This window comes from Pseudomonadales bacterium (assembly GCA_024234435.1).
GTDB lineage: Bacteria > Pseudomonadota > Gammaproteobacteria > Pseudomonadales > Porticoccaceae > JACKOF01.
Window position 1 is genome coordinate 1047799 of sequence record JACKOF010000001.1, and the last position, 21319, is coordinate 1069117.

24 protein-coding genes are annotated in these 21319 nt (G+C 48.2%); 22 read left to right on the forward strand and 2 right to left on the reverse strand.

Annotation, left to right across the window (positions count from 1 at the left end; genetic code table 11):
* The first annotated feature begins 332 nt into the window (after positions 1 to 332).
* The gene (gene rluC, locus H7A02_04810) at positions 333 to 1280 is read left to right on the forward strand and encodes a 23S rRNA pseudouridine(955/2504/2580) synthase RluC (protein MCP5171570.1); all 948 of its coding nucleotides are present in this window, start codon (positions 333 to 335) and stop codon (positions 1278 to 1280) included.
* A gap of 6 nt (positions 1281 to 1286) precedes the next feature.
* On the forward strand, positions 1287 to 1952 hold the full coding sequence (locus H7A02_04815) for an HAD-IIIA family hydrolase (protein MCP5171571.1): 666 nt from the start codon (positions 1287 to 1289) through the stop codon (positions 1950 to 1952).
* A gap of 22 nt (positions 1953 to 1974) precedes the next feature.
* Here the strand turns inward: H7A02_04815 and maf are convergent, their stop codons facing one another.
* A complete protein-coding gene (maf, locus tag H7A02_04820; GenBank protein ID MCP5171572.1) occupies positions 1975 to 2550 on the reverse strand; it encodes a septum formation inhibitor Maf in 576 nt (191 codons plus the stop codon).
* Positions 2551 to 2648: 98 nt separating this feature from the next.
* Between maf and H7A02_04825 the strand changes: the two genes are divergently transcribed.
* The 12 genes from H7A02_04825 to H7A02_04880 all read left to right on the forward strand — a co-directional run bounded on the left by H7A02_04825 (position 2649) and on the right by H7A02_04880 (position 11596).
* Positions 2649 to 3179: a DUF177 domain-containing protein gene (locus H7A02_04825; protein MCP5171573.1), complete on the forward strand. Its 531-nt coding sequence runs from the start codon at positions 2649 to 2651 to the stop codon at positions 3177 to 3179.
* A 55-nt stretch (positions 3180 to 3234) separates the two neighbouring features.
* Positions 3235 to 3414: a 50S ribosomal protein L32 gene (rpmF, locus tag H7A02_04830; protein ID MCP5171574.1), complete on the forward strand. Its 180-nt coding sequence runs from the start codon at positions 3235 to 3237 to the stop codon at positions 3412 to 3414.
* 13 nt (positions 3415 to 3427) lie between these two features.
* On the forward strand, positions 3428 to 4438 hold the full coding sequence (gene plsX / locus H7A02_04835; GenBank protein MCP5171575.1) for a phosphate acyltransferase PlsX: 1011 nt from the start codon (positions 3428 to 3430) through the stop codon (positions 4436 to 4438).
* 102 nt (positions 4439 to 4540) lie between these two features.
* Positions 4541 to 5482, forward strand: a complete 942-nt coding sequence (gene fabD / locus H7A02_04840; GenBank protein MCP5171576.1) for an ACP S-malonyltransferase — start codon at positions 4541 to 4543, stop codon at positions 5480 to 5482.
* Between the two features lie 32 nt (positions 5483 to 5514).
* Positions 5515 to 6258, forward strand: coding sequence for a 3-oxoacyl-ACP reductase FabG (gene fabG / locus H7A02_04845; protein ID MCP5171577.1), 744 nt, complete (start codon positions 5515 to 5517; stop codon positions 6256 to 6258).
* Between the two features lie 176 nt (positions 6259 to 6434).
* A complete protein-coding gene (gene acpP / locus H7A02_04850; protein MCP5171578.1) occupies positions 6435 to 6671 on the forward strand; it encodes an acyl carrier protein in 237 nt (78 codons plus the stop codon).
* Positions 6672 to 6803: 132 nt separating this feature from the next.
* Positions 6804 to 7646 carry an aminodeoxychorismate lyase gene (pabC, locus tag H7A02_04855; protein ID MCP5171579.1) on the forward strand — a complete coding sequence of 281 codons (843 nt, stop codon included), beginning with the start codon at positions 6804 to 6806 and terminating at the stop codon, positions 7644 to 7646.
* On the forward strand, positions 7631 to 8689 hold the full coding sequence (gene mltG, locus H7A02_04860; protein MCP5171580.1) for an endolytic transglycosylase MltG: 1059 nt from the start codon (positions 7631 to 7633) through the stop codon (positions 8687 to 8689). Before pabC ends, mltG begins: the two co-directional genes overlap by 16 nt.
* 14 nt (positions 8690 to 8703) lie before the next feature.
* Positions 8704 to 9381, forward strand: coding sequence for a dTMP kinase (locus H7A02_04865; protein MCP5171581.1), 678 nt, complete (start codon positions 8704 to 8706; stop codon positions 9379 to 9381).
* Positions 9378 to 10328 carry a DNA polymerase III subunit delta' gene (locus tag H7A02_04870; GenBank protein ID MCP5171582.1) on the forward strand — a complete coding sequence of 317 codons (951 nt, stop codon included), beginning with the start codon at positions 9378 to 9380 and terminating at the stop codon, positions 10326 to 10328. The genes H7A02_04865 and H7A02_04870 overlap by 4 nt, the downstream gene beginning before the upstream one ends.
* Before the next feature lie 98 nt (positions 10329 to 10426).
* Positions 10427 to 10780 (forward strand): PilZ domain-containing protein, encoded by a 354-nt coding sequence (locus H7A02_04875; GenBank protein ID MCP5171583.1) that lies wholly within the window; start codon positions 10427 to 10429, stop codon positions 10778 to 10780.
* A gap of 42 nt (positions 10781 to 10822) precedes the next feature.
* Positions 10823 to 11596, forward strand: coding sequence for a TatD family hydrolase (locus H7A02_04880; protein MCP5171584.1), 774 nt, complete (start codon positions 10823 to 10825; stop codon positions 11594 to 11596).
* A 6-nt stretch (positions 11597 to 11602) separates the two neighbouring features.
* Here the strand turns inward: H7A02_04880 and H7A02_04885 are convergent, their stop codons facing one another.
* Positions 11603 to 12358: a glucose 1-dehydrogenase gene (locus H7A02_04885; GenBank protein MCP5171585.1), complete on the reverse strand. Its 756-nt coding sequence runs from the start codon at positions 12356 to 12358 to the stop codon at positions 11603 to 11605.
* A 117-nt stretch (positions 12359 to 12475) separates the two neighbouring features.
* Here H7A02_04885 and H7A02_04890 point away from each other — a divergent pair, with 117 nt between their 5' ends.
* From H7A02_04890 to H7A02_04925, 8 genes are all read left to right on the forward strand, one after another.
* Complete coding sequence (locus tag H7A02_04890) at positions 12476 to 13924, forward strand: catalase (GenBank protein MCP5171586.1); 1449 nt, start codon at positions 12476 to 12478, stop codon at positions 13922 to 13924.
* Positions 13925 to 14301: 377 nt separating this feature from the next.
* Positions 14302 to 14958, forward strand: a complete 657-nt coding sequence (locus tag H7A02_04895) for an MBL fold metallo-hydrolase (protein ID MCP5171587.1) — start codon at positions 14302 to 14304, stop codon at positions 14956 to 14958.
* A gap of 39 nt (positions 14959 to 14997) precedes the next feature.
* Positions 14998 to 15627, forward strand: a complete 630-nt coding sequence (locus H7A02_04900) for a dUTP diphosphatase (protein ID MCP5171588.1) — start codon at positions 14998 to 15000, stop codon at positions 15625 to 15627.
* A 139-nt stretch (positions 15628 to 15766) separates the two neighbouring features.
* Complete coding sequence (locus tag H7A02_04905; GenBank protein ID MCP5171589.1) at positions 15767 to 16747, forward strand: malate dehydrogenase; 981 nt, start codon at positions 15767 to 15769, stop codon at positions 16745 to 16747.
* Between the two features lie 179 nt (positions 16748 to 16926).
* Positions 16927 to 18078: an aminoglycoside phosphotransferase family protein gene (locus H7A02_04910; GenBank protein MCP5171590.1), complete on the forward strand. Its 1152-nt coding sequence runs from the start codon at positions 16927 to 16929 to the stop codon at positions 18076 to 18078.
* Between the two features lie 807 nt (positions 18079 to 18885).
* Entirely contained in the window at positions 18886 to 19362 is a 477-nt protein-coding gene (gene bcp, locus H7A02_04915) for a thioredoxin-dependent thiol peroxidase (GenBank protein MCP5171591.1), read from the forward strand.
* A gap of 119 nt (positions 19363 to 19481) precedes the next feature.
* Positions 19482 to 19829, forward strand: a complete 348-nt coding sequence (yajC, locus tag H7A02_04920) for a preprotein translocase subunit YajC (protein ID MCP5171592.1) — start codon at positions 19482 to 19484, stop codon at positions 19827 to 19829.
* Positions 19830 to 19939: 110 nt separating this feature from the next.
* Positions 19940 to 21280 (forward strand): sodium:alanine symporter family protein, encoded by a 1341-nt coding sequence (locus H7A02_04925; GenBank protein MCP5171593.1) that lies wholly within the window; start codon positions 19940 to 19942, stop codon positions 21278 to 21280.
* The last annotated feature ends 39 nt before the right edge of the window (positions 21281 to 21319 follow it).

Here is a 21319-nt window from a genome sequence, read left to right on the forward strand (position 1 = left end):
CGCTCGTTGCGCATTTTTCCAATGTATCTGCTGGGGTATTTCACGAGCAGATAACGTCAAATTCAATCAGGCTGTTTGCCTTTTCGTGTGTTGCTGAAGGAAACTTTCTTCCCTTATAACCAATAGATTAGTCAGCAGGGCGGAATATAACAGCATTAAGGGCCTGTATCAATCCAGATGGGGGTTTTTACCACTTATTCAATACCTTACCCCGCCATTATTATCGTAATAAGAAAGTCGTTGCGGGATGCTCGCCAGTGTTCGGTTTACAGGATTCGGGTGCATCGCTGTAATTCTGGTAGAATCGCGCCCTGCAAAAATGGGTATTCGCTATGTCTTCGCTTGATTTTTCAAAAGTGCAATTACTGGAAATCGACTCTGATCAGGCCGGGCAACGGATTGATAATTTTTTGCTGGCCAGACTAAAAGGCGTGCCAAAGTCCCGTGTTTACCGAATTTTGAGAAAAGGCGAGGTTCGTGTAAACAAGTCCAGAGTCAAGCCTGAGTACCGCCTTGAGTCAGGTGATTGTATTCGTGTGCCCCCAGTTCGTATTGCTGAGCGAGAGGTGTCACCAGGGCCTGGACAGGGACTGCAAAAACTGCTGGCCAGTTCGATTCTCTATGAAGATGACAAGCTGTTGGTTGTGAACAAACCTGCGGGGCTGGCTGTTCACGGTGGAACAGGTATTAATCTGGGGTTGATTGAGGCGCTGAGGGCAATGCGTCCTGATGAACGATTTCTTGAGCTTGTGCACCGCCTTGACAGAGACACCTCTGGCTGCCTGCTTTTGGCGCGAAAGCGCAGTGCATTGCGCTCCTTGCAAAGTCAAATGAGGAACAACCAGACCAGAAAGCTTTACCAAGCCCTTGTTATAGGTGCATGGGATCGGGGGGTTACTCGCATAGATGCCCCCTTGCTGAAAACAACCTTGAAATCTGGAGAGTGGATGGTCAGGGTTGATGCTGCGGGAAAGCGGTCTGTAACGCACTTTAGTGTGATTCGCAAATATAAAGAGGTGAGTTTGTTGCAGGCAACGCTGGAAACAGGGCGAACACATCAAATTCGCTTACATGCAAAAGCCGCAGGCCATCCACTGGTGGGCGATGAGAAATATGGCGATGAAGCCTTTAATTTGAGTATGCAGAATAAGGGATTGAAAAGAATGTTTCTCCATGCGGTGGAACTCTCGTTCGAGCACCCGGATGGATACAGGCTGACCGTTAAGGCACCACTGCCAAACGAACTCTCCGGTTTTCTGGCGATTCTGGATGGAGACTGAGTTACTGTGGCAAAACTACTAATTTTTGACTGGGATGGTACCCTTTGCGATTCGCTGGATAGGATTGTCTATTGTATTCGTGCGGCTGCCAGAGATTGTGGCCTCTCCGAGCCTGCACCGGAAGATGCCCGGGAGATTGTGGGATTAGGGCTGGTAGAGGCGTTAACGCACCTTTTTCCAAGTATTGATGAGGGGCAGGTGGCAATGCTGCGTGGCAGTTATTCCCGACATTTTGTAGAGCAGGACGCTACGCCGTCGCCATTTTATCCTGGTGTTGGCGAAACCCTGGAAAATCTTCGGAATCAGGGTTATCTGTTGGCTGTCGCAACAGGCAAGAGTCGTCGCGGGTTGGATCGGGTCCTGGGTGCTCAAGGGCTGACAGAATTTTTTCACGCCAGCCGTTGTGCTGATGAGACAGCTTCCAAGCCCGACCCGACGATGTTATATGAATTACTGGATCAGTTTAAACTGGCGCCCGAAGAGGCATTGATGATTGGCGATACCGAGTTTGATATGGCTATGTCGGTCAACGCGGGCATGCGCTGTATTGCGGTCAGTTATGGTGCTCATACCGCAGAGCGCTTGCTGGCATACCAGCCCCTGGCTTGTGTCAGTCAGTTTTCAGAACTTGAAAAAGAGGTTAATAATTATAAAAATCATATTGTTATGTAGTTTTTATAACCCTTATTATAAGCTATATTTTGATGCCTTCGGCTCTTAACATTTCACAAAGACGAATTAGCGGCAACCCGACCAGAGCGGTAGGGTCTGGTCCTTTTATATTTTTAAACAGACTGATCCCAAGACCTTCGGATTTAAAGCTGCCGGCACAGTTGAACGGTTTCTCAATCTCAAGGTAACGGGTTATCTCGTCATCTGACAGCTGCCGGAAGGTAACTTCCGTGGCAACAACATCCGATGCACACTGTTTTGTTGTGCTGTTATAAAGTGCAATGCCGCTATAAAACACCAAAGTCTGACCTGCTTGCAGGCGAAGTTGTTGCGAGGCGTTTTGGATGTTGCCTGGTTTGGTGAGAACGTTGTCTCCCAGAAGAGCCACTTGATCGGCGCCTATTATCAGGTGATTGTCGTATTGCCCGGCAACGGCAATTGCTTTTTCAATGGCTAGGCGCTCTACCAGAACAGGAGCTGATTCCTTCTGCTTTGGTGTTTCGTCAATGTCTGGGTTAGTACAGGTAAATGGAATCTGTAACCGCTTCAACAGCTGCTTTCTAAAGACGGAGGATGAAGCCAGAATCAGCGTGTTCATACAATACCTGTTGATATGCGATTAAAGACTTTTTAGCGGTCAGCTTATTTAACAGAATTCTTTGACAGATCAAAGCCATATCACTATTATGCGCGCCTATGTCGACAGCCCCCCAGCGGAAAATATTGCCACGCTGTATAGAACCCAGGCGATTGGCAAATCAGGGAGTCACCCTTACAGGGGAGATTGCTGCGGAGCAATGCAATCGATTGGCTGGCGCTGTGTTGCAAATTATAGCGCCAATAACGGCTTCATTGCAGTTTGATCTGGATGAACAGCGCCACCGGGTGGTGACAGGCGAAGTTTCGACACAAGTGAGTATCGAATGCCATCGCTGTCTTGAACCCATGGCGGTCCCGCTGTCGACAAGGCTTTCAGCAATGATGGTTTGGTCTGATGATGAGGCTGCCAGCGTTCCGAAAGAGTTTGATCCTTGGGTAGTGGAGTCAGACAGCGCAGATATTATTGCTCTGGTTGAAGAGGAATTACTACTGGCTCTGCCAATAGTAAACTATCATCCGGAGGATAAATGTTCCGGGGCTGCAGGTTACAGTACCGGAGCGATAGATGAGCCAGAGCAATCTGGCCGTAAAAACCCGTTTGATGTGCTTGCCCGGCTGAAACAATAACCTTTGAGTTGTTTTTCGGATATCAGGCACCCATTTATTGTTTTAGGAGTAGAAAATGGCTGTACAAAAGGATAAGAAAACCCGTTCAAGACGTGGTATGCGTCGCTCTCATGATGCCCTGAGCGGACCTACGCTTTCAGTGGATTCTGTCAGTGGTGAAAAGCATCACCGCCACCATGTTTCTGCCGACGGCTTTTACCGTGGCAAGAAAGTTGTAGAAACAAGCAACGACTGAATAGATCCCCCGCTTGGCTGACACTCACTGTCTTGCCATAGATGCCATGGGCGGGGATTTCGGTCCCCGCGTTACGGTACCCGCAACTTTTGATGTTCTTCGTGCACAACCTCAACTGAAGGTTGTGCTGCTGGGTGATGAAAAGCAGATTTTTCACCAGCTGCCCACAGATTATGATAGCTTCCGTCAACGGGCTTTTATCCGGCACTGCGACCAAATTGTGACAATGGATGAACAACCCTCCAAAGCTGTACGACATAAACGCAATTCTTCAATGTGGCAGGCTATTGCTCTGGTGTCCAAAGGGGAAGCAACGGCAGCTATCAGCGCAGGCAATACAGGCGCATTAATGGCTCTCTCATTGCTGCAATTAGGTACGCTGCCTGGCATTGATCGCCCAGCCATATGTACGAAGATTCCAACGTCTAACGGTTATACCTATTTGCTGGATATGGGCGCCAACCTCACATGTACACCCTTGCAGCTTTATCAGTTCGCTTTGATGGCGAATCAGGTAGCACAATCTGCTGGCGGCATTGCCTGCCCCAGAATTGGCCTTTTGAATATAGGTGTCGAGGTTGGTAAGGGGCATTCCGAAATCCATCAGGCTGCCGATCTGCTCGAAGAGAATCCTCTGATCAATTACATTGGCTATGTTGAGGGCGACAGATTGTTTAGTGGAAACGCCGATATTGTGGTTTGCGACGGTTTTAGTGGGAATATCCTGTTGAAAACGGCAGAAGGCGCCGTAACATTGTTTTCCAATGATCTGAAAAAAGTGCTTGGAAAGTCGATTTCCGGTCGTATAGCCGGATTTCTTGCCAGATCTTCACTCAGGGAATTGCGCAGGAAGCTTTCACCGTCGATCTATAACGGTGCAAGCCTATTGGGTCTGCAGGGGGTTGTTGTGAAGAGTCATGGTGGCGCAGATCGCTCCAGCTTCGGTTATGCTATCGAGGCTGCGCGGCAAGGGGCATCATTGAATATCCCTAGTTTAATTGGAACAACGTTGGTTAATGCCTAGAGGTGCAGCAGGTTGATGACAGGCCACTCGTTGATACACAAAACTGAATAATATGCTTATTTAACTGAACACAGTATTTTAATTTTTTACCGGATTGTCATTATGCGAAAAAATAATCTCGCCTTTGTTTTTCCAGGTCAGGGTTCTCAACAAATTGGCATGTTGGCCGACCTGTCTGAAGAGTATGTATTGATTATGGAAACTTTTGCCGAAGCTTCGGAGGTGTTGGGCTATGACCTTTGGAACCTGGTACAAAACGGCACCCAGGAAGACATTACTCTTACTGAACGTACCCAGCCGCTGCTGCTGACCGCCAGTGTTGCGGCCTGGAGGATCTGGCAAAGTCGCAGTGGTCTTGCTCCTGCTTTGTTGGCAGGTCACAGTCTTGGGGAGTGGTCAGCGCTGGTTTGTGCGGAAGTTGTCAGCTTTGCCGACGCCGTTGGCCTAGTGCGTAACCGAGGTGCCTATATGCAGGAAGCCGTGCCACGGGGAGAGGGGGCCATGGCCGCGATCATTGGCCTTGACGATGATCTTATTCGATCTGCCTGTAAAGCTTCTGCTGCTGGAGAAGTGGTCTCGGCAGTGAATTTCAACTCCCCCGGACAAGTGGTTATTGCTGGTAATGCGGCCGCCGTTGAACGTGCTATTGCAGCCTGTCAGGAAGCGGGTGCAAAGCGTGCTCTGCCGTTGCCTGTAAGCGCACCATTCCACACCAGTTTGATGCAGCCCGCTGCAGATCGGTTAGCTGCAGAAATCATGGCGACGCCATTCAGTCCGCCCAAAACTCTGATCGTGCACAATGTCCATGCCAAAACAGAGTCGGACCCAGAAAAAATCAAGCAGTTGATGATTGACCAGATATGCAGCCCCGTGTTGTGGGTGGATTGCGTGAATACATTAACGGCTGAAGGGGTCGATACTGTTGTCGAATGCGGTGCAGGCAAGGTTTTGGGCGGCTTGTGTAAACGTGTAGACAAATCATTAAATACTTATGCAACGGGTGATATTGCTAGCCTGAATAAAGCTCTGGCTGAAATAAACTAACAAGAACCTGATAATTATTGGAGTAAGACACTATGGCATTAACGGATAAAGTCGCGCTGGTGACTGGCGCGAGCCGGGGTATCGGTGCTGCTATTGCAGATTTGCTGGGTACTGAGGGTGCTACTGTAATAGGTACCGCGACATCTGAAGAGGGTGCGGCAAAAATTACTGCCCGCCTTAAGGAGAAAGGGATAAAAGGGAAAGGTATGGCACTTAATGTTGCCGACCCTGAGTCGATTGCCTCAGTGGTAGCCGCCATTAATGAAGAATATGGTGCGCCAGCCATTCTGGTAAATAATGCCGGTATCACTAAAGATAATCTGTTGATGCGCATGAAAGATGACGAATGGTTTGATGTGATTGATACCAACCTGAATGCAATTTATCGACTCAGCAAGGCCTGTCTGCGGGGAATGAGCAAAGCTCGCTGGGGACGTATTATCAATATTGGTTCTGTGGTTGGGGCAATGGGGAACCCGGGGCAAACCAACTATTGCGCCACAAAAGCGGGTGTTGGTGGGTTTACCCGCTCTCTGGCGAAGGAAGTGGGATCTCGGGGAATTACAGTTAATGCTGTAGCGCCAGGCTTTATTGAAACCGATATGACAAAAGTGTTGCCGGAAGCAACGGTTGCACAGATGTTGACACAGGTACCACTTGATAGATTGGGCCAGCCAGAGGAAATTGCGGCGGTAGTGAATTTTCTGGCGGGTGACACAGGAGGCTATATTACGGGAGAAACTATTCATGTGAATGGTGGCATGTATATGGCTTAACGCATTGAAAAATCAAATAAATACCAGTTTTTCAAGAAAGCGGTTACGCATTTCGGGTTTTCGAGGTAAAATGCGCCCCCGAAGCACTGGTAAAACAGAATTCATGATGTCTGGAGAAATTGTGAGTACCAGGCAGCATTAACAAACCTGACAAACATTAGGAGATATATTGCATCATGAGCAGCATTGAAGAACGTGTAGCTAAAATGGTTGCGGAACAATTGGGTGTTAAAGAGGAAGAGGTTAAGTCTGAGTCTTCTTTTGTAGAAGATCTGGGTGCAGACTCACTTGATACCGTTGAATTGATTATGGCTTTGGAAGAGGAATTCGACACCGAAATTCCTGATGAAGAAGCTGAAAAAATCGCAACTGTTCAGGATGCGGTTAACTACATAAACGCCAACTGCAGCTGATTTTTTGTAGTTTGTAAAAAAGCCGCCCCGAGCTGGGCGGCTTTTTTTTGCCACAAATTCAGCAACGACTGTTGGTTCCCTTTTTTGATACAGTGATATCTGATTTAATTCTCAGCAATGAAACCTGCATCCATGAAAAATTTCCCCGAAGGGCAGTGTAGTACCAGCTTTTTAAATGGAAAGTCTAGCGCTGAAGTCAGTGCTTTTAGTCGGGGGCTTTATTATGGTCATGGCGTGTTTGAGACCGTGCGAATTGCAAATGGCGAGGCTCCTCTTTGGGACTTGCACATCAAGCGCCTGATAAAAGGGTCTGAAAGACTGGGACTCGCTGTTGCCGATAGGAAGTTGCTTGAACAATACCGTGATCAGTGTTTGTCTCTATCACCAGCGCATTGTGTTCTGAAAATAGTTGTTATGGCTGGGTCCGGCGGGCGCGGGTATGCGGCTCCACCAGAGCTGTCAACGGATCATCTCTTCCAGAGCTTTGAGTTACCGGGTAGTTCATCGAGTGGGCAGACGGGTATCACGCTCTGGGTTTGTCAGCAGCGCTTGGCACATGCCCCGGTCTTGGCTGGCATGAAGCACCTGAATCGTCTTGAACAGATATTGGCTCGCTCAGAACAGCCGGTTGATCGATACCCGGAGGGTTTAATGCTCGATCAGGGGAATAACGTTGTGGAGGCGATATCAAGCAATATTTTTTGCCTGAACAATGGGAAATGGCTAACTCCTGGATTGGGAGATTGTGGTGTAGCGGGTGTCATGAGGGAATACCTTATTAGTACGAATCCGGTAGAGGAGGCCAGGATCTGTCTGTCTGATTTACCTTCAATGGAAGAAGTTTTTATCTGTAATTCAGTAAAGGGGATTCAGCCAGTAGTGGCCGTTGAAAATATTGCCCGTTGGGGTGTTGGTCCTCAAACCCTTTTATGGCAAAGGCAGTTGGCTAGGGAGATACCATGCTTCGGGCATTGAAGCGGAGTTTGGCCAGTGTTTTACTGGTTGGGCTTGTTGTATTTTCCGGGTATTTTGTGCTGGTACAAAAATGCCTCAATCAGGTGTTGCAAATACCCGAAGCAGGGATGGTTCTGCATATTGATGAAGGCAGCAATTTAAGCCGCCTGTCGGCCAGTCTGGAACAGCAAGGCATTATATATGGGCGACGTTTATTACTCCTGCATGCCCGCATTAATGAACTGAATACTATTCATGCGGGTGAGTATCGGTTGGAACCGGGGGAAACGCTGGCTCAGTTAATAGAAAAGCTGGCTGGTGGTGACGTAATTTACTACCAGATTACCTTTCCTGAAGGATTAACACTGAAGCAATGGTTGAAAATTATTGAGCAGCACCCGCAGTTCTCGGGTCACCCTGATATGCAGTCCGCAGACAGCAGCCGGTATCTGAATCAGCAAGTAGAGCAATTGAAAGCCACTTATTCATTGACCAGTGTCGAGGGTTGGCTGTTGCCAGAAACTTACCGCTTTAGCGGGGCGGATACCGTTTTCGGGATACTTTCCAGAGCGCATGAAAATATGCGTGAGGTACTTGAAAATGAGTGGGAGCAGCGACCTGTTGGTTTACCTTACGAGAATCCGTATGAAGCATTGATTATGGCTTCTATCGTGGAAAAGGAAACGGGTAAAGCTAGTGAACGTCAACAAATAGCAGGTGTCTTCGTCAGACGCATGGAAAAGGGCATGAAGCTGCAAACAGATCCGACAGTTATTTATGGGTTGGGCAGCAGCTACAATGGCAACCTTACTCGGAGAGACCTGCGATCAAAAACTGCATACAATACCTATATGATCAAAGGATTACCCCCAACGCCGATTGCCATGCCTGGGCGTGCCGCGATTCACGCAGCACTTAATCCTGATGACAGCGATACCCTCTTTTTTGTGGCAAAAGGTGATGGCAGCCACGAGTTTTCGACAAGCCTGGAAGACCATGTTCAGGCCGTCAGGCAATACCAGTTACAACGACGGTCAGATTATCGCTCCTCACCTAACGAATAGGCAGTAGAAAAACAATGACACCAGAACGCGGCAAATTTATTACTATTGAGGGTACTGAAGGCGTTGGCAAGACGACTAATGTCGCTTTTATCTGTCAGTGGCTGGAGCAAAACAATATCGATTTTGTTGCTACGAGAGAACCTGGCGGAACACCTTTTGCCGAATCTATTCGCGAGCTGTTATTGTCGAACAGGGATGAAGAGGTTGATGAAAACAGCGAGCTGTTATTAATGTTCGCTGCCAGAGCGCAACATATTGCCCGACTGATCGAGCCTGCATTGGCATCTGGCAAGTGGGTGTTATGTGATCGATTTACCGATGCTACCTATGCATATCAAGGCGGGGGCAGAGGGATCGAATTGAACAAAATTGCACAACTTGAGAACCTGGTACAGGGTGATCTAAGGCCCGACCTGACGCTGATTCTGGATATCCCTGTCGTGCAGGGGCTGGCCAGAGCCAGTGCTCGCAGTGAACCAGACAGATTTGAACAGGAACAGCAGATGTTCTTTGAGAATGTTCGGGATATGTACCTGTCGCTGGCGCTGCAGACCCCGGAACGGTATCGCGTCATTGACGCATCACAATCGCTGGCGGAAGTTTCAGACGCCATTGCCAGAGTGTTGAATGATTTTTTAGCGGTACAACTGTCTGAGGAAAGGCAGGCAACCGACACGGGCTTCTCACCATGACAGGCAAGGTGTTACCGGTTTTACCCTACAGCTGGCAGCAATCGCAATGGCAGCAGCTGCAGAAACTGATCGAGAATGAAAGATTGCCTCACGCCTTGCTATTGTCAGGCTGCAGCGATATCGGCAAATTGCGATTCGCCAGAGCTCTAGCGCAACAACTTTTGTGTGAAGCTCCCATTCACGCCGGGGCATGTGGCCGCTGTAAACAGTGCGCGCTGGTGATGGCCGGCAGCCATCCGGATTTGATCCGCCTGGAACCCGAAGGTGCGGGCAACGCCATAAAAATCGCTCAAATACGTACTGTGGGCAACTTTATGGCAAAAACCGCCCAGCAGGGAGGCTGGAAAGTGGTTTTAATTGAGCCTGCTGAGGCTATGAACGTCAGTTCGGCAAATGCCCTGCTGAAAAACCTTGAAGAGCCGGGAGACAAAACATTGTTAATTCTGGTCTCTCACCAGTTGGGAAGAATTCCGGCAACGGTTCGCAGCCGTTGTCGCATACTGAAGTTTCCACTGCCGTCGCAGGATTTTGTTACTTCCTGGTTGCGTCAGGTAGTAGGAGATGCGGAAGATATAAGCCAGTTGCTTCAGGTATCAGGGGGTAGACCCCTGAAAGCGTTGAGGTTGGTTGAAAGTGATGCTCTGACTAAGCGCAAGGAGTTTGAATCACTGCTGAATGATGTTGCCAGTGGTACACTGTCACCGATCAAAGCCGCTGATTGGTGCCGGGCGGAAGATTCGATTGAGACAGTTGAATGGTTGCAATTCAATGTTGCTGAACGTGTTCGGCAGAAGCCAGCTACCCGGGAAGGGCGTCTGCTTTTTCGGTTTCTGGACAAACTGAACGTGGCCAAGCAGCGTTTGCAGAGCTCTGCAAACCCGAATCCCCAGTTGTTGTGGGAGGAGTTGCTGCTGGACTGGCAGGCGTTGTTTGCCGCCAGTCGCTGAAATCAGGTTGGAACAGACCATTTCATTATTTTCAATATTAACTGCACACTGTAGACTTATGCTCATGTCATCACATTTCACAGCAGGTTATTGCCATTATGGATAATTACGGTGCCGGGGTTAGAAACGGTATTCTTAATCTCAAGCTGAAAGAGCAACAGGATCTCTACCGGGCCTATATGCCTTTTGTCGAACATGGCGGGCTTTTTATTCCAACCAAGAAAGAATACATGTTGGGTGACGAGGTATTTGTACTGCTGGATTTAATCGATGAAAGTGAACGCATTCCGGTGACTGGTAAAGTGATCTGGGTAACGCCAAAAGGTATGGGGGGCAATCGCAATCAGGGTGTTGGGTTAAAGCTCGACAGTAAACACGATGATCTGATGAAGAAAATTGAAGCCCATTTGGCAGGCATGCTTGACTCGGATAAGCCTACAGCAACAATGTAAGTACCTATTTTTGTCCACTTTCGAAACTAAAAGAGCTTTTTTATGTTAGTGGATTCCCACTGCCATCTGGATCACCTGAAACTCGAAAACTACAACGGTTCCCTTGATTTACTTCTGGAGGCCGCCAGGAATAGGGGAATTACCCAGTTTTTGAGTGTTGGTGTGAACCTCGAAAAATCCCGTAAGTTAATAGACTTGGCCGAGCAGTATCCTGATGTTAGCGTTTCCATTGGGGTTCATCCTCTCCAGCAAAATTTGCCACCATTGCCTGAAATTGAAGAATTGTTGGCTTTGGGAGGCCATCAGCAAGTCATGGCTATTGGTGAAACCGGGCTAGACAATTTCTACAGTGCTGACACCCTGGATTGGCAGCGTGAAAGCTTTATTCGTCATCTGAAAGTTGCCGATCAGCTCAACAAGCCGGTTATTGTTCATACTCGCGAAGCCAGAAAGGAAACACTTGATATTCTTCGTGATCATGTGAATACCAACTCTGCTGGCGTTCTGCACTGCTTCACCGAAACATTAGAGATGGCCCAAGCCGCCATGGAGTTGAATTTTTATATTTCCTTTTCAGGGATTATTACTTTCAATAATGCCAGCGAATTACGCGATGTTGTTAAACACATACCTATAGACCGGATTCTTGTAGAAACAGATTCGCCCTGGCTCGCGCCGGTTCCTTTTCGTGGCAAACAAAATGAACCGCAATATGTGTTGGAAGTCGCGCAATGTGTGGCAGATATTAAAGGTCTGAGCCTGCAAGAAGTTGCCGAAGCTACCTCTCACAACTTCAATCAGTTATTCTCAGCCTGAGTCTTGCTAGTCAGTACCCGTTCCTGCGCCTCTGCTTGAGCTAAAGCCGCCATCCACAACGAACTCTGAACCCGTCGCAAAGCTTGATTCATCAGATGCCAGGAAAAGAACCATATTGGCAATATCGTCCGGCTTACCCATGCGATGTAGCAATGAGTTTTCACTTGCCTCTTGCTCGGAAAGTATACCTTCAAGCATAGCCGTATCAATATAACCGGGGTGGACAGAGTTCACGCGAATGCCGTATTGGCCATAATCTACCGCCGCAGCTTTGGTAAGCCCACGAACAGCAAATTTCGAAGCGGTATAACTGGAAGAGCTGGGCACAGCAACCAGACCTGAAATCGAAGAAATATTAATGATTGAACCACCACCTGCTGCACGCATGGAGGCGAACACAGCTTTCATACCCAGAAATACAGAGACCAAGTTAATATCCATCACACGGCGAAATTCAGCTTCGTCAACGGTTTCCAGCGAACCCAGGGACAGTATCCCGGCACAATTGACGAGCACATCAATGTCGCCGAAGGTTGACCGGGCATGCTCAACAACCTTGTTCCAATCTTTTTCACTACTAACATCGTGCTTTATAAAAACAGCGTTAGCGCCAAGGCTGTCGGCTAAATTTTGACCTTTTTGTTCAGCAATATCGGTCAGAACAACTTTCGCCCCTTCTTCGATAAAGCGGGAGGCAAACGCTGCCCCCATTCCCTGGGCTGCGCCAGTAACAATAGCGACTTTTCCTTCTACTCTTTTCATGCAGGTACATCTCCATATATTGTGAAAACTAATCAAAGCAATTGTAACGATCTACTTCACGAAGCAGGTTATGTTAACTACTCTGGTATAACTAACCAAGGATACCCGGAGAAGGATATGAAAAAGTTAACAACAGCAGCAGGTTGCCCTGTCGCCAACAACCAAAATGTCAAAACGGCGGGCCCTAGAGGACCTCAATTGCTTGAAGATGTCTGGTTTCTTGAAAAGCTGGCACACTTTGATCGCGAAGTTGTCCCCGAACGTCGAATGCATGCAAAAGGCTCAGCTGCCTATGGTACGTTCACGGTAACAGGCGATATTACCCAGTACACGCGAGCAAAAATATTTTCTCAGCTGGGCAAAGAAACCGAACTCTTTGCACGTTTTACCACTGTCGCGGGCGAACGCGGTGCGGCTGACGCCGAGCGAGATATTCGCGGATTTGCTATTAAGTTTTATACCGAAGAGGGCAACTGGGATCTGGTAGGAAACAATACCCCCGTGTTCTTTCTCCGCGACCCATTAAAATTCCCTGATCTTAATCACGCTGTGAAACGGGATCCGAGAACAAATATGCGCAGTGCGCAGAATAACTGGGATTTCTGGACATCGCTTCCTGAAGCGCTACATCAGGTTACCATCGTGATGAGCGATAGGGGAATACCGGCCACGTATCGTCATATGCATGGATTCGGTAGTCATACATTCAGTATGATCAATGCCAACAATGAACGTGTATGGGTAAAATTTCACTTCAAATCCAACCAGGGCATTAAAAACCTGACAGACCAGGAAGCAGAAGCCGTTATAGGGAAAGACCGCGAAAGCCACCAGGCTGACTTATACAATGCCATTGAGACGGGAGAATATCCTTCCTGGGTACTGAGTATTCAGGTTATGACTGAAGAGCAAGCTGAGAACTCTCCGTTCAATCCTTTTGACTTAACCAAAGTTTGGCCACACAGCGATTACCCTTTAATTGAAGTCGGCACTATGGAGCTCAATCGAAACCCTGAAAACTTCTTTGCAGAAGTAGAGCAATCCGCATTTAACCCAGCCAGTATCGTACCGGGAATCAGTTTCTCTCCCGACAAAATGCTTCAGGGCCGCTTGTTTTCGTATGGTGATGCACAGCGCTACCGCTTGGGTGTTAATCATCATCAAATACCGGTAAATGCGCCACGATGTCCGGTTAACAGCTACCACCGCGATGGCTCAATGCGAGTTGACGGTAACTACGGTAGTACCATTGGCTACGAACCTAATAGCCAGGGAGTGTGGGCTGAACAGCCTGATTTCTCAGAGCCACCGTTATCGCTATCCGGAGCGGCGGCACATTGGGATCATCGCGAAGACGAGGATTACTATTCTCAACCCGGGCAGTTATTCAGGTTGATGTCAGACAAGCAAAAGCAGGCGCTGTTTGATAACACGGCTGCGTCTATAAGTGGGGCGAGTGTTGATGTTCAGAAACGGCATATCGCCAACTGTTTAAAAGCTGACACCGATTACGGTGCCGGTGTGGCAAACGCTCTCGGCATAAAGCTTACTACGCTTAACCAGTAATCGAGAAAGAATGATTCAGCAGCCGAAAACCTCCTGGCAGAAACCGGATCTCTGCCAGGATGCCATCAACAATACACTTTATTTATTATTTACCCGCATCACGCTAAATACAGGTTGTTTTCGCAATCATAGACTAATTTGTGTACCTAAAGTGGCATTTTTGCGCCCTGATGATTCAAGCAGCTAATAAAAATTACAACTGTAAATCGGGAAATAACTCTGGATCTTAGATCAGCGAATCTGCTTTTTAGGTGTGTTCAGTTAATACTTCAAACTGCGCCCTTGTTTAGAAATACGCCATCGCTGTGCTACTATTCATGCCGCTAAAGTACAGCGCAGAACCTCAGCTGTTAAAACTCTTTTAAGTCGATTTCGCCATGTCAAAAACCAGCTCTTCAGAAAATAGATCCTACATCGTCAAAACCTTTCCCGTAGGTCCGATACAGTGTAATTGTTCCATTATTGGCGACCCTGTCACCAAGAAAGCGCTGGTAGTAGATCCAGGTGGTGACGCCGACAAAATTATCGCCTTGCTCAAGGAACTTGATTTAAAAGTGGTCGCTATCATCCACACCCACGCGCATCTTGATCACATACTCGCTGCGGGGGAAATAAAAAAAGCCACGGGTGCACCAATCTATCTACACGAAGAAGATCGTTTTCTGTGGGATATGCTGGACCAACAATGTGCCATGTTTGGTATTCCTTACAGCCCTATACCCGATCCGGATCATTATCTGGCCGACGATCAGGATCTGGGTTGCTGTGGTGGAGTGGCCATTCATACCCCCGGCCATACTCCAGGTTCTACCAGTTTCTGGTTTGAGGAAAGTAAAACCCTGATTGCCGGTGATACTCTGTTTAAAGGCAGTATTGGCCGCACAGACCTTTGGGGTGGTGATTTTGATACCATCGCCAAATCGATAAAAGAAAGAATATATTCACTGGATGAAGAAGCCGAAGTCATTACCGGACACGGGCCAAGCACCACAATTGGTGACGAAAAAGTCGGCAATATGTTCGTGAAAGGTTGATAAATCACCACTGATCAATGTTATTTAAAGGAATGCTTAATGAAACAACAGCTTCTCACCATGCTTGAACTGCAAGACGGTATGAACAGCAAAGTAAACCCGAATTGGGTTGAACAAAACTACGAGTGGTACCGGGCAATCTGGATTGAATGTGCTGAATTACTCGATCATTACGGCTGGAAATGGTGGAAAAAACAAACACCTGACCAAGAGCAGGTGGTGCTGGAATTAGTTGACATCTGGCACTTTGGCTTGAGTATCCTGCTATTAACAGGGGAGAGCAGAGAAACCATTGTGTCCTACGCTGAAAGCCAGCTTAAAGTGAATGAGCCAGGCAGCAACTTCCCTGCCGACCTTGAGTCTTTTGCGCTGATAACACTGCACACCAAGGGGTTTGATGTCGCCGGGTTTGCTACGCTTATGGCGGATATCGGATTGTCATTTGACGAGCTATACACGCGCTACGTGGGTAAAAACGTTCTCAACTTTTTTCGTCAGGACTATGGCTATCAGGATGGCAGTTATCACAAGCAGTGGGGCGGCAAGGAAGACAACGAACACTTGGTAGAAGTAATAGATAGCCTGGACCATAGCAGCCGCAGCTTTAAAGACGATGTTTACTCCGCTTTACAACAACGCTACCAGGAGCTGAACAACGTATCGGCCTGATTTACTACCCAGCAAGAGGGGGCATCGAAATTCGTGAAATTTGATGAAATTTCCTTATAATGTCAGGCCGTCCCAACCCCATTTGTATTTTACGTTTTACTGTAGTTTTACCTAAATTATCTAGATTCGGAGATTTATTGTGAAAGCACCTGTTCGTGTAGCCGTTACTGGCGCTGCTGGTCAAATCAGCTATTCCCTGTTGTTTCGTATTGCCGCTGGGCAAATGCTGGGCGAAGATCAGCCTGTTATTCTGCAAATGCTGGAAATTACACCGGCGCTGGAAGCGCTTAATGGTGTTGCCATGGAGCTGGATGATTGTGCTTTCCCTTTGCTGGCCGGTATGGTTTGCACGGATGACCCAAATGTTGCATTCAAAGATGCTGACTACGCCTTACTGGTAGGTGCGCGCCCTCGCGGGCCTGGTATGGAGCGTAAAGATCTGCTTGAAGCTAACGCCGCTATTTTCTCAGTGCAAGGTAAAGCCATTAACGACAACGCTTCCAAAGACATTAAGGTGCTTGTTGTTGGTAACCCTGCAAATACCAACGCACTGATTGCTCAACGCAATGCTCCAGACATTAACCCTCGTCAATTTACCGCCATGATGCGCCTTGATCACAATCGCGCCAAGAGCCAGATTGCTCAAAAAACCGGTAAGACCGTGAATGATGTCACCAACATGCTGGTTTGGGGTAATCACTCAGCAACTCAGTTCCCGGATCTACATCACGCAAAAGTAGATGGACAGACAGCTATCGACCTGGTTGATCAAGGCTGGTACGAAGACGATTTCATACCCACCGTTCAGCAACGCGGCGCGGCGATCATTAAAGCCCGTGGTGCTTCTTCCGCGGCTTCAGCGGCCAATGCAGCTATCGATCACATGAAAAGCTGGGCACTGGGTACGGAAGCAGGCGACTGGGTAAGCATGGGCGTCTATAGCGATGGCAGCTATGGCATCACCGAAGGTCTGATTTACTCTTTCCCCTGTGTTTGCAAAAACGGTGACTGGGAAATTGTTCAGGGGCTGGAAATCAACGACTTCTCCCGTGGAAAAATGTCTGCGACTGAGCAGGAGCTGTGCGAAGAGCGCGATGCTGTTCAGCATTTGCTGCCGTAAGTTCAGCGACTTCCATCAAAAAGGCACCTTGGGGTGCCTTTTTTGTTTTTGGCGGGTTTGTTTTTGTATTACCATTTGGTCAATTATACTTCGGTGGTTAATGTCTGGTCGCCGCCAGAAATAACAATAACGCTGCGCACCGGTGAAAATATAATCGCATCATTGAAACAGAGGGAAACATGACGCTACCACTAGAGCCACAGATACGGGAGTTGTTCGCCAGAGAGCAAGAATCCGCGGCCCCTGCTTTGTCGCTGGATGATATTCCGGCCAACTATGAATGTATTACTGATCAGTGGCTTACGGCGGTGATGTGTCGGGATGTACCCGGTGCACAGGTTGTGGCTCATAAGCTGGATGCCCCTGATGAAGGTACCAATAATCGTCGCCGTGTATTTTTAAGTTATAACGCGGACGGTCAGTCTGCCGGGCTTCCTTCATCGGTGTTTTGCAAGGCAACCTGCGGTTTGCGTAACCGCCTGATGTTGGCGCATTCCGGCGCAATTCGCTGCGAGGTCGGGTTCTATCGGCATGTCAGAAGTGAACTCGATTTTGAAGTGCCTTTTGCCTTTCATGCCAATTACGATCCGGAGAGTTTCAACTCCATCATCGTACTGGAGGATCTGGATGGCGAGGGGCATTTCCTGGATTCCAAGCAAGATGGTTCTCCCGAGCTTATGCGAGAGCAACTGTCTTTATTAGCTCGGTTGCACGGTAAGTGGGCAGCAGCCCCCGAGCTGGACACACATTTTGCGGCGCTGCCCACGTGGGAAGAGCGATTTCGTGGTTTGATGATCGTCAATTTGGAGCAAGCCTGTAGCGCCGGACTTGAACGCGCGCGGGAAGTGATTCCTGATCGGCTTTGGCAGCGGCGGGAGGATATCTGGCCTGCGACACTCGCTTCTCTGGATACTCAGGCAAAACTGCCTCGCGGGTTAGGCCATGGCGATGTGCATTTACACAATTGGTACCGGCTTAATAACGGCACATTGGGGCTGGGTGACTGGGGCGTTGTTCACCGCGGGCATTGGGGTCGTGATCTGGGCTATTGCCTTGCCGCGGGCTTAACGATTGAGCAGCGGCGCAGCCACGAAAATACACTGTTTCAGCACTACATCAGTGAATTTACAGCGGCAGGTGGTTATGAAATCTCTCTGGATGAAGTTCAACAGGCTTGCAGGCAAGCGATTATGACAGCGCTGGCTTTTTGGACCATGACCGTAGCGCCAGTTGCTGAAATGCCCGATATGCAACCTGAAGATACCGCCATGACTTTTACTGGTCGCCTGGCTGCTGCGGTTGATGACTGGGATTCGCTTGATGCTTTTTAAGTTTCATTTTTATGTGACTGTGCTCGCAACTAATGAAGATTGATGGGGATGCCTGTAGCTACTGTTATTCAGGTGACCTCTGCCAGTTGTCCGGGGCCAGAGCATGTCTTAATACTAACTAACCATATGCCACTCAGTTTCCCTGTTTTCATGAGTTGTGAAATTCGTATTGCTAGTCTCTGAATAAACCTTGTACCACAACACGGCGAGTACCACATTGCCAACAACATATATCCAGATGCATGCCGGTCACCAAAGGCGTACATAAAAAAATCATTAGTTAGTATGGATATACTGGGTTTGAACTTTGTTCGGTATTCGAAATTTTTCGATATGATAAATGCAAAACCACATACCAGAGCGAGTGCAAAAAGAGCGACCGAGCTCGCTTTGAAGTACCAATCGCCAGTACGGGATACAGAGAGCTGCTCAAAAGAACCAAGGTATTGATGCCACCAGAGTTTAGGCTGAGTAACTGTCGGGATTTTTCAAAAAGCTGGGGATTAGTTTGCCTGTCAGCATATAAATGCGCCGAACATAATAAAGAACACGATTGTATCGGCAAAGGCAAATGCCTTGTTTGAGATCTGCCAGTAGGGAGTCTGTGGCGATAAACGTTCAGGCTAGCCAGGGGCCATTTAATCTGCAAACACAGGGCGTTTTATGTCTTTCATTGGATATCGCCATAAAAAAGGCACTGTAAAATTAAAATGTCTGATTTAGTGGTCGTTCCTCAGTATCCACCCTGTTCAGGCAAGCATGGGTTCAGTAGACTGTGCTTTTTTGAACAGACTGGAGAGAAGTATTATGGCGTTTCCTGAAGTCGGGCAGACAGCACCTGATTTTTCATTACAAAACCAGCGCGGAGAGACCATTACTTTGTCAGACTTTCGTGGCAAGAAAAATGTTGTAGTCTATTTTTACCCCAAGGCTATGACGCCAGGTTGCACTGTCCAGGCCTGTGGTATTCGCGACACAAAGGAGGCGTTGGAGGCGCTGGATACTGTTGTGCTTGGCATCAGCCCTGACCCTTACCCGCGCCTGGCACGCTTTGAAGAAAAGCAGCAGCTCAACTTCGATTTACTCTCTGATGAAAGCCATGGAGTGATCGATAGCTATGGTTGTTGGGGCTTGAAGAAATTTATGGGGAGGGAGTTTATGGGGGTGCTACGAACCACTTTTATCGTGGACAAGAATGGCAAATTGGCGCTCGTTATGAACAAGGTGAAAACCAAAAGCCACCACGATGATGTACAGGCATGGATTAAGGACAATCTCGCCTGACCGCCGCTGAATTAGTGTTTCCCGGCAAGCTTTTCTTGAGAAAAGAGGGCGAAACCGCTAAAGTCGCGGGCTGATTTTGGCACCTATACATTAAATTACAGTTAACCCTTGAGGTACTTATGTCTTTCGATATTTCATCCATCGACCCGTCAATGATTGTTTCTGCAACTGCAGCACCGGCTCCGGAAGCCAATCCATTAATTACTCTGGCCATGTTTGGCGGCCTGTTTGTGTTTATGTACTTGCTGATTATCCGCCCACAGCGCAAACGCCAGAAAGAGCATCAGTCGCTGGTTAGCGGATTGAGCAAAGGTGATGAAATTGTCATGACCAGTGGTTTGCTGGGTAAAATTACCAAGGTTGAGGAAGACTACATTACGGTTCAAGCTGCCAACAACGTTGAGCTAAAGTATCAGCGCAGCTCCGTGCACGCAGTTCTGCCAAAAGGTACAATCAAGTCGATTTAATCAGCAGCAGTTTGAAATTATTTAAAATTGGCCGCTGTTGCGGCCTTTTTTATGTGCATGATGGCGCTGATTAAATTGTTAAAAACCGCTGTTTCTGACAAGGGTGAATAATGTTTGAAGAAATCATAACTGCTATTAACAGCTTTGTCTGGGGACCGGTGATGCTGGTGATGATTCTCGGCACCGGGTTTTACCTCACTATAGGGCTTGCTGCCATGCCGATTCGGAAAATCGGTTATGGTTTTAAACAATTACTTCATGGCAGGCAGGGGTCAGGTGATGGTGATATAACCCCTTTTAACGCCTTGATGACTTCGTTATCGGCTACCGTAGGCACCGGCAATATTGTTGGCGTAGCCACAGCTGTAGGCATTGGTGGCCCAGGTGCATTATTCTGGATGTGGTGTACGGCATTGCTGGGGATGGCAACAAAGTACAGCGAAGCCGTACTGGCAGTTGAATACCGTGAAACGGATGAGCGCGGAAATAAAGTAGGCGGCCCCATGTATTACATTCGCAATGGCCTTGGCAAAAACTGGGCGTGGTTGGGCATTTTGTTTGCAATATTCGGGATGCTGGCCGGTTTCGGCATTGGCAACACTGTTCAGGCAAATTCAGTCGCTGATGCTTTGGGCAGTGCATTTGATATCCCCGAAGTCATTACCGGCACTATTATGGCGGTTCTCGTTGGCTTGGTTCTGTTAGGCGGAATCAAGAGAATCGGCAGCGTAGCAGGAAAACTGGTGCCTTTTATGGCTGCCCTGTACATTTTGCTCACACTCATTATTCTGCTTCTCAATGCTGTTTCTATTCCCTCAGCGCTGGCTTTGATTCTGAAAAGTGCTTTTAGCCCTGTTGCTGCTGGTGGCGGCTTCGCCGGAGCAACCATTATGCTGGCTGTTCGTATGGGAGTGGCTCGCGGTATATTTTCCAATGAAGCAGGGCTGGGCAGCGCACCTATTGCTCATGCGGCAGCAGAAACCAATAATCCGGTACGGCAGGGAACCATTGCCATGCTCGGTACCTTTATCGACACCTTGATAATCTGCACCCTGACAGGTTTGGTACTCATTATCAGTGGAGCCTGGAGCAGTGGCGAGCAGGGCGCAGCGCTGACTTCGCTGGCGTTTAATAGCACCTTGCCCTACGGTGATAAGCTGGTATCCATTTGCCTCAGCCTGTTTGCTTTTACCACCATTCTTGGGTGGAGTTATTACGGTGAGCGCTGCACCGAATTTCTGTTCGGGGTCCGCGCAATTATACCATTCAGAGTTCTCTGGGTCGGGGCAGTATTTGTGGGCGCCGGACAGAAGCTGGATCTTATCTGGGGTGTTGCTGATACGCTGAATGGCATGATGGCCATTCCTAACCTGTTGGGGCTGCTGTTGCTAAGTCCTGTTGTTTTCAGGTTGTCCAAAGCCTATTTTAATCATCCGTCCAATGAGCGCTAATATAAATTTTTGAACAATCGAAGAGTAATCTACCACGGA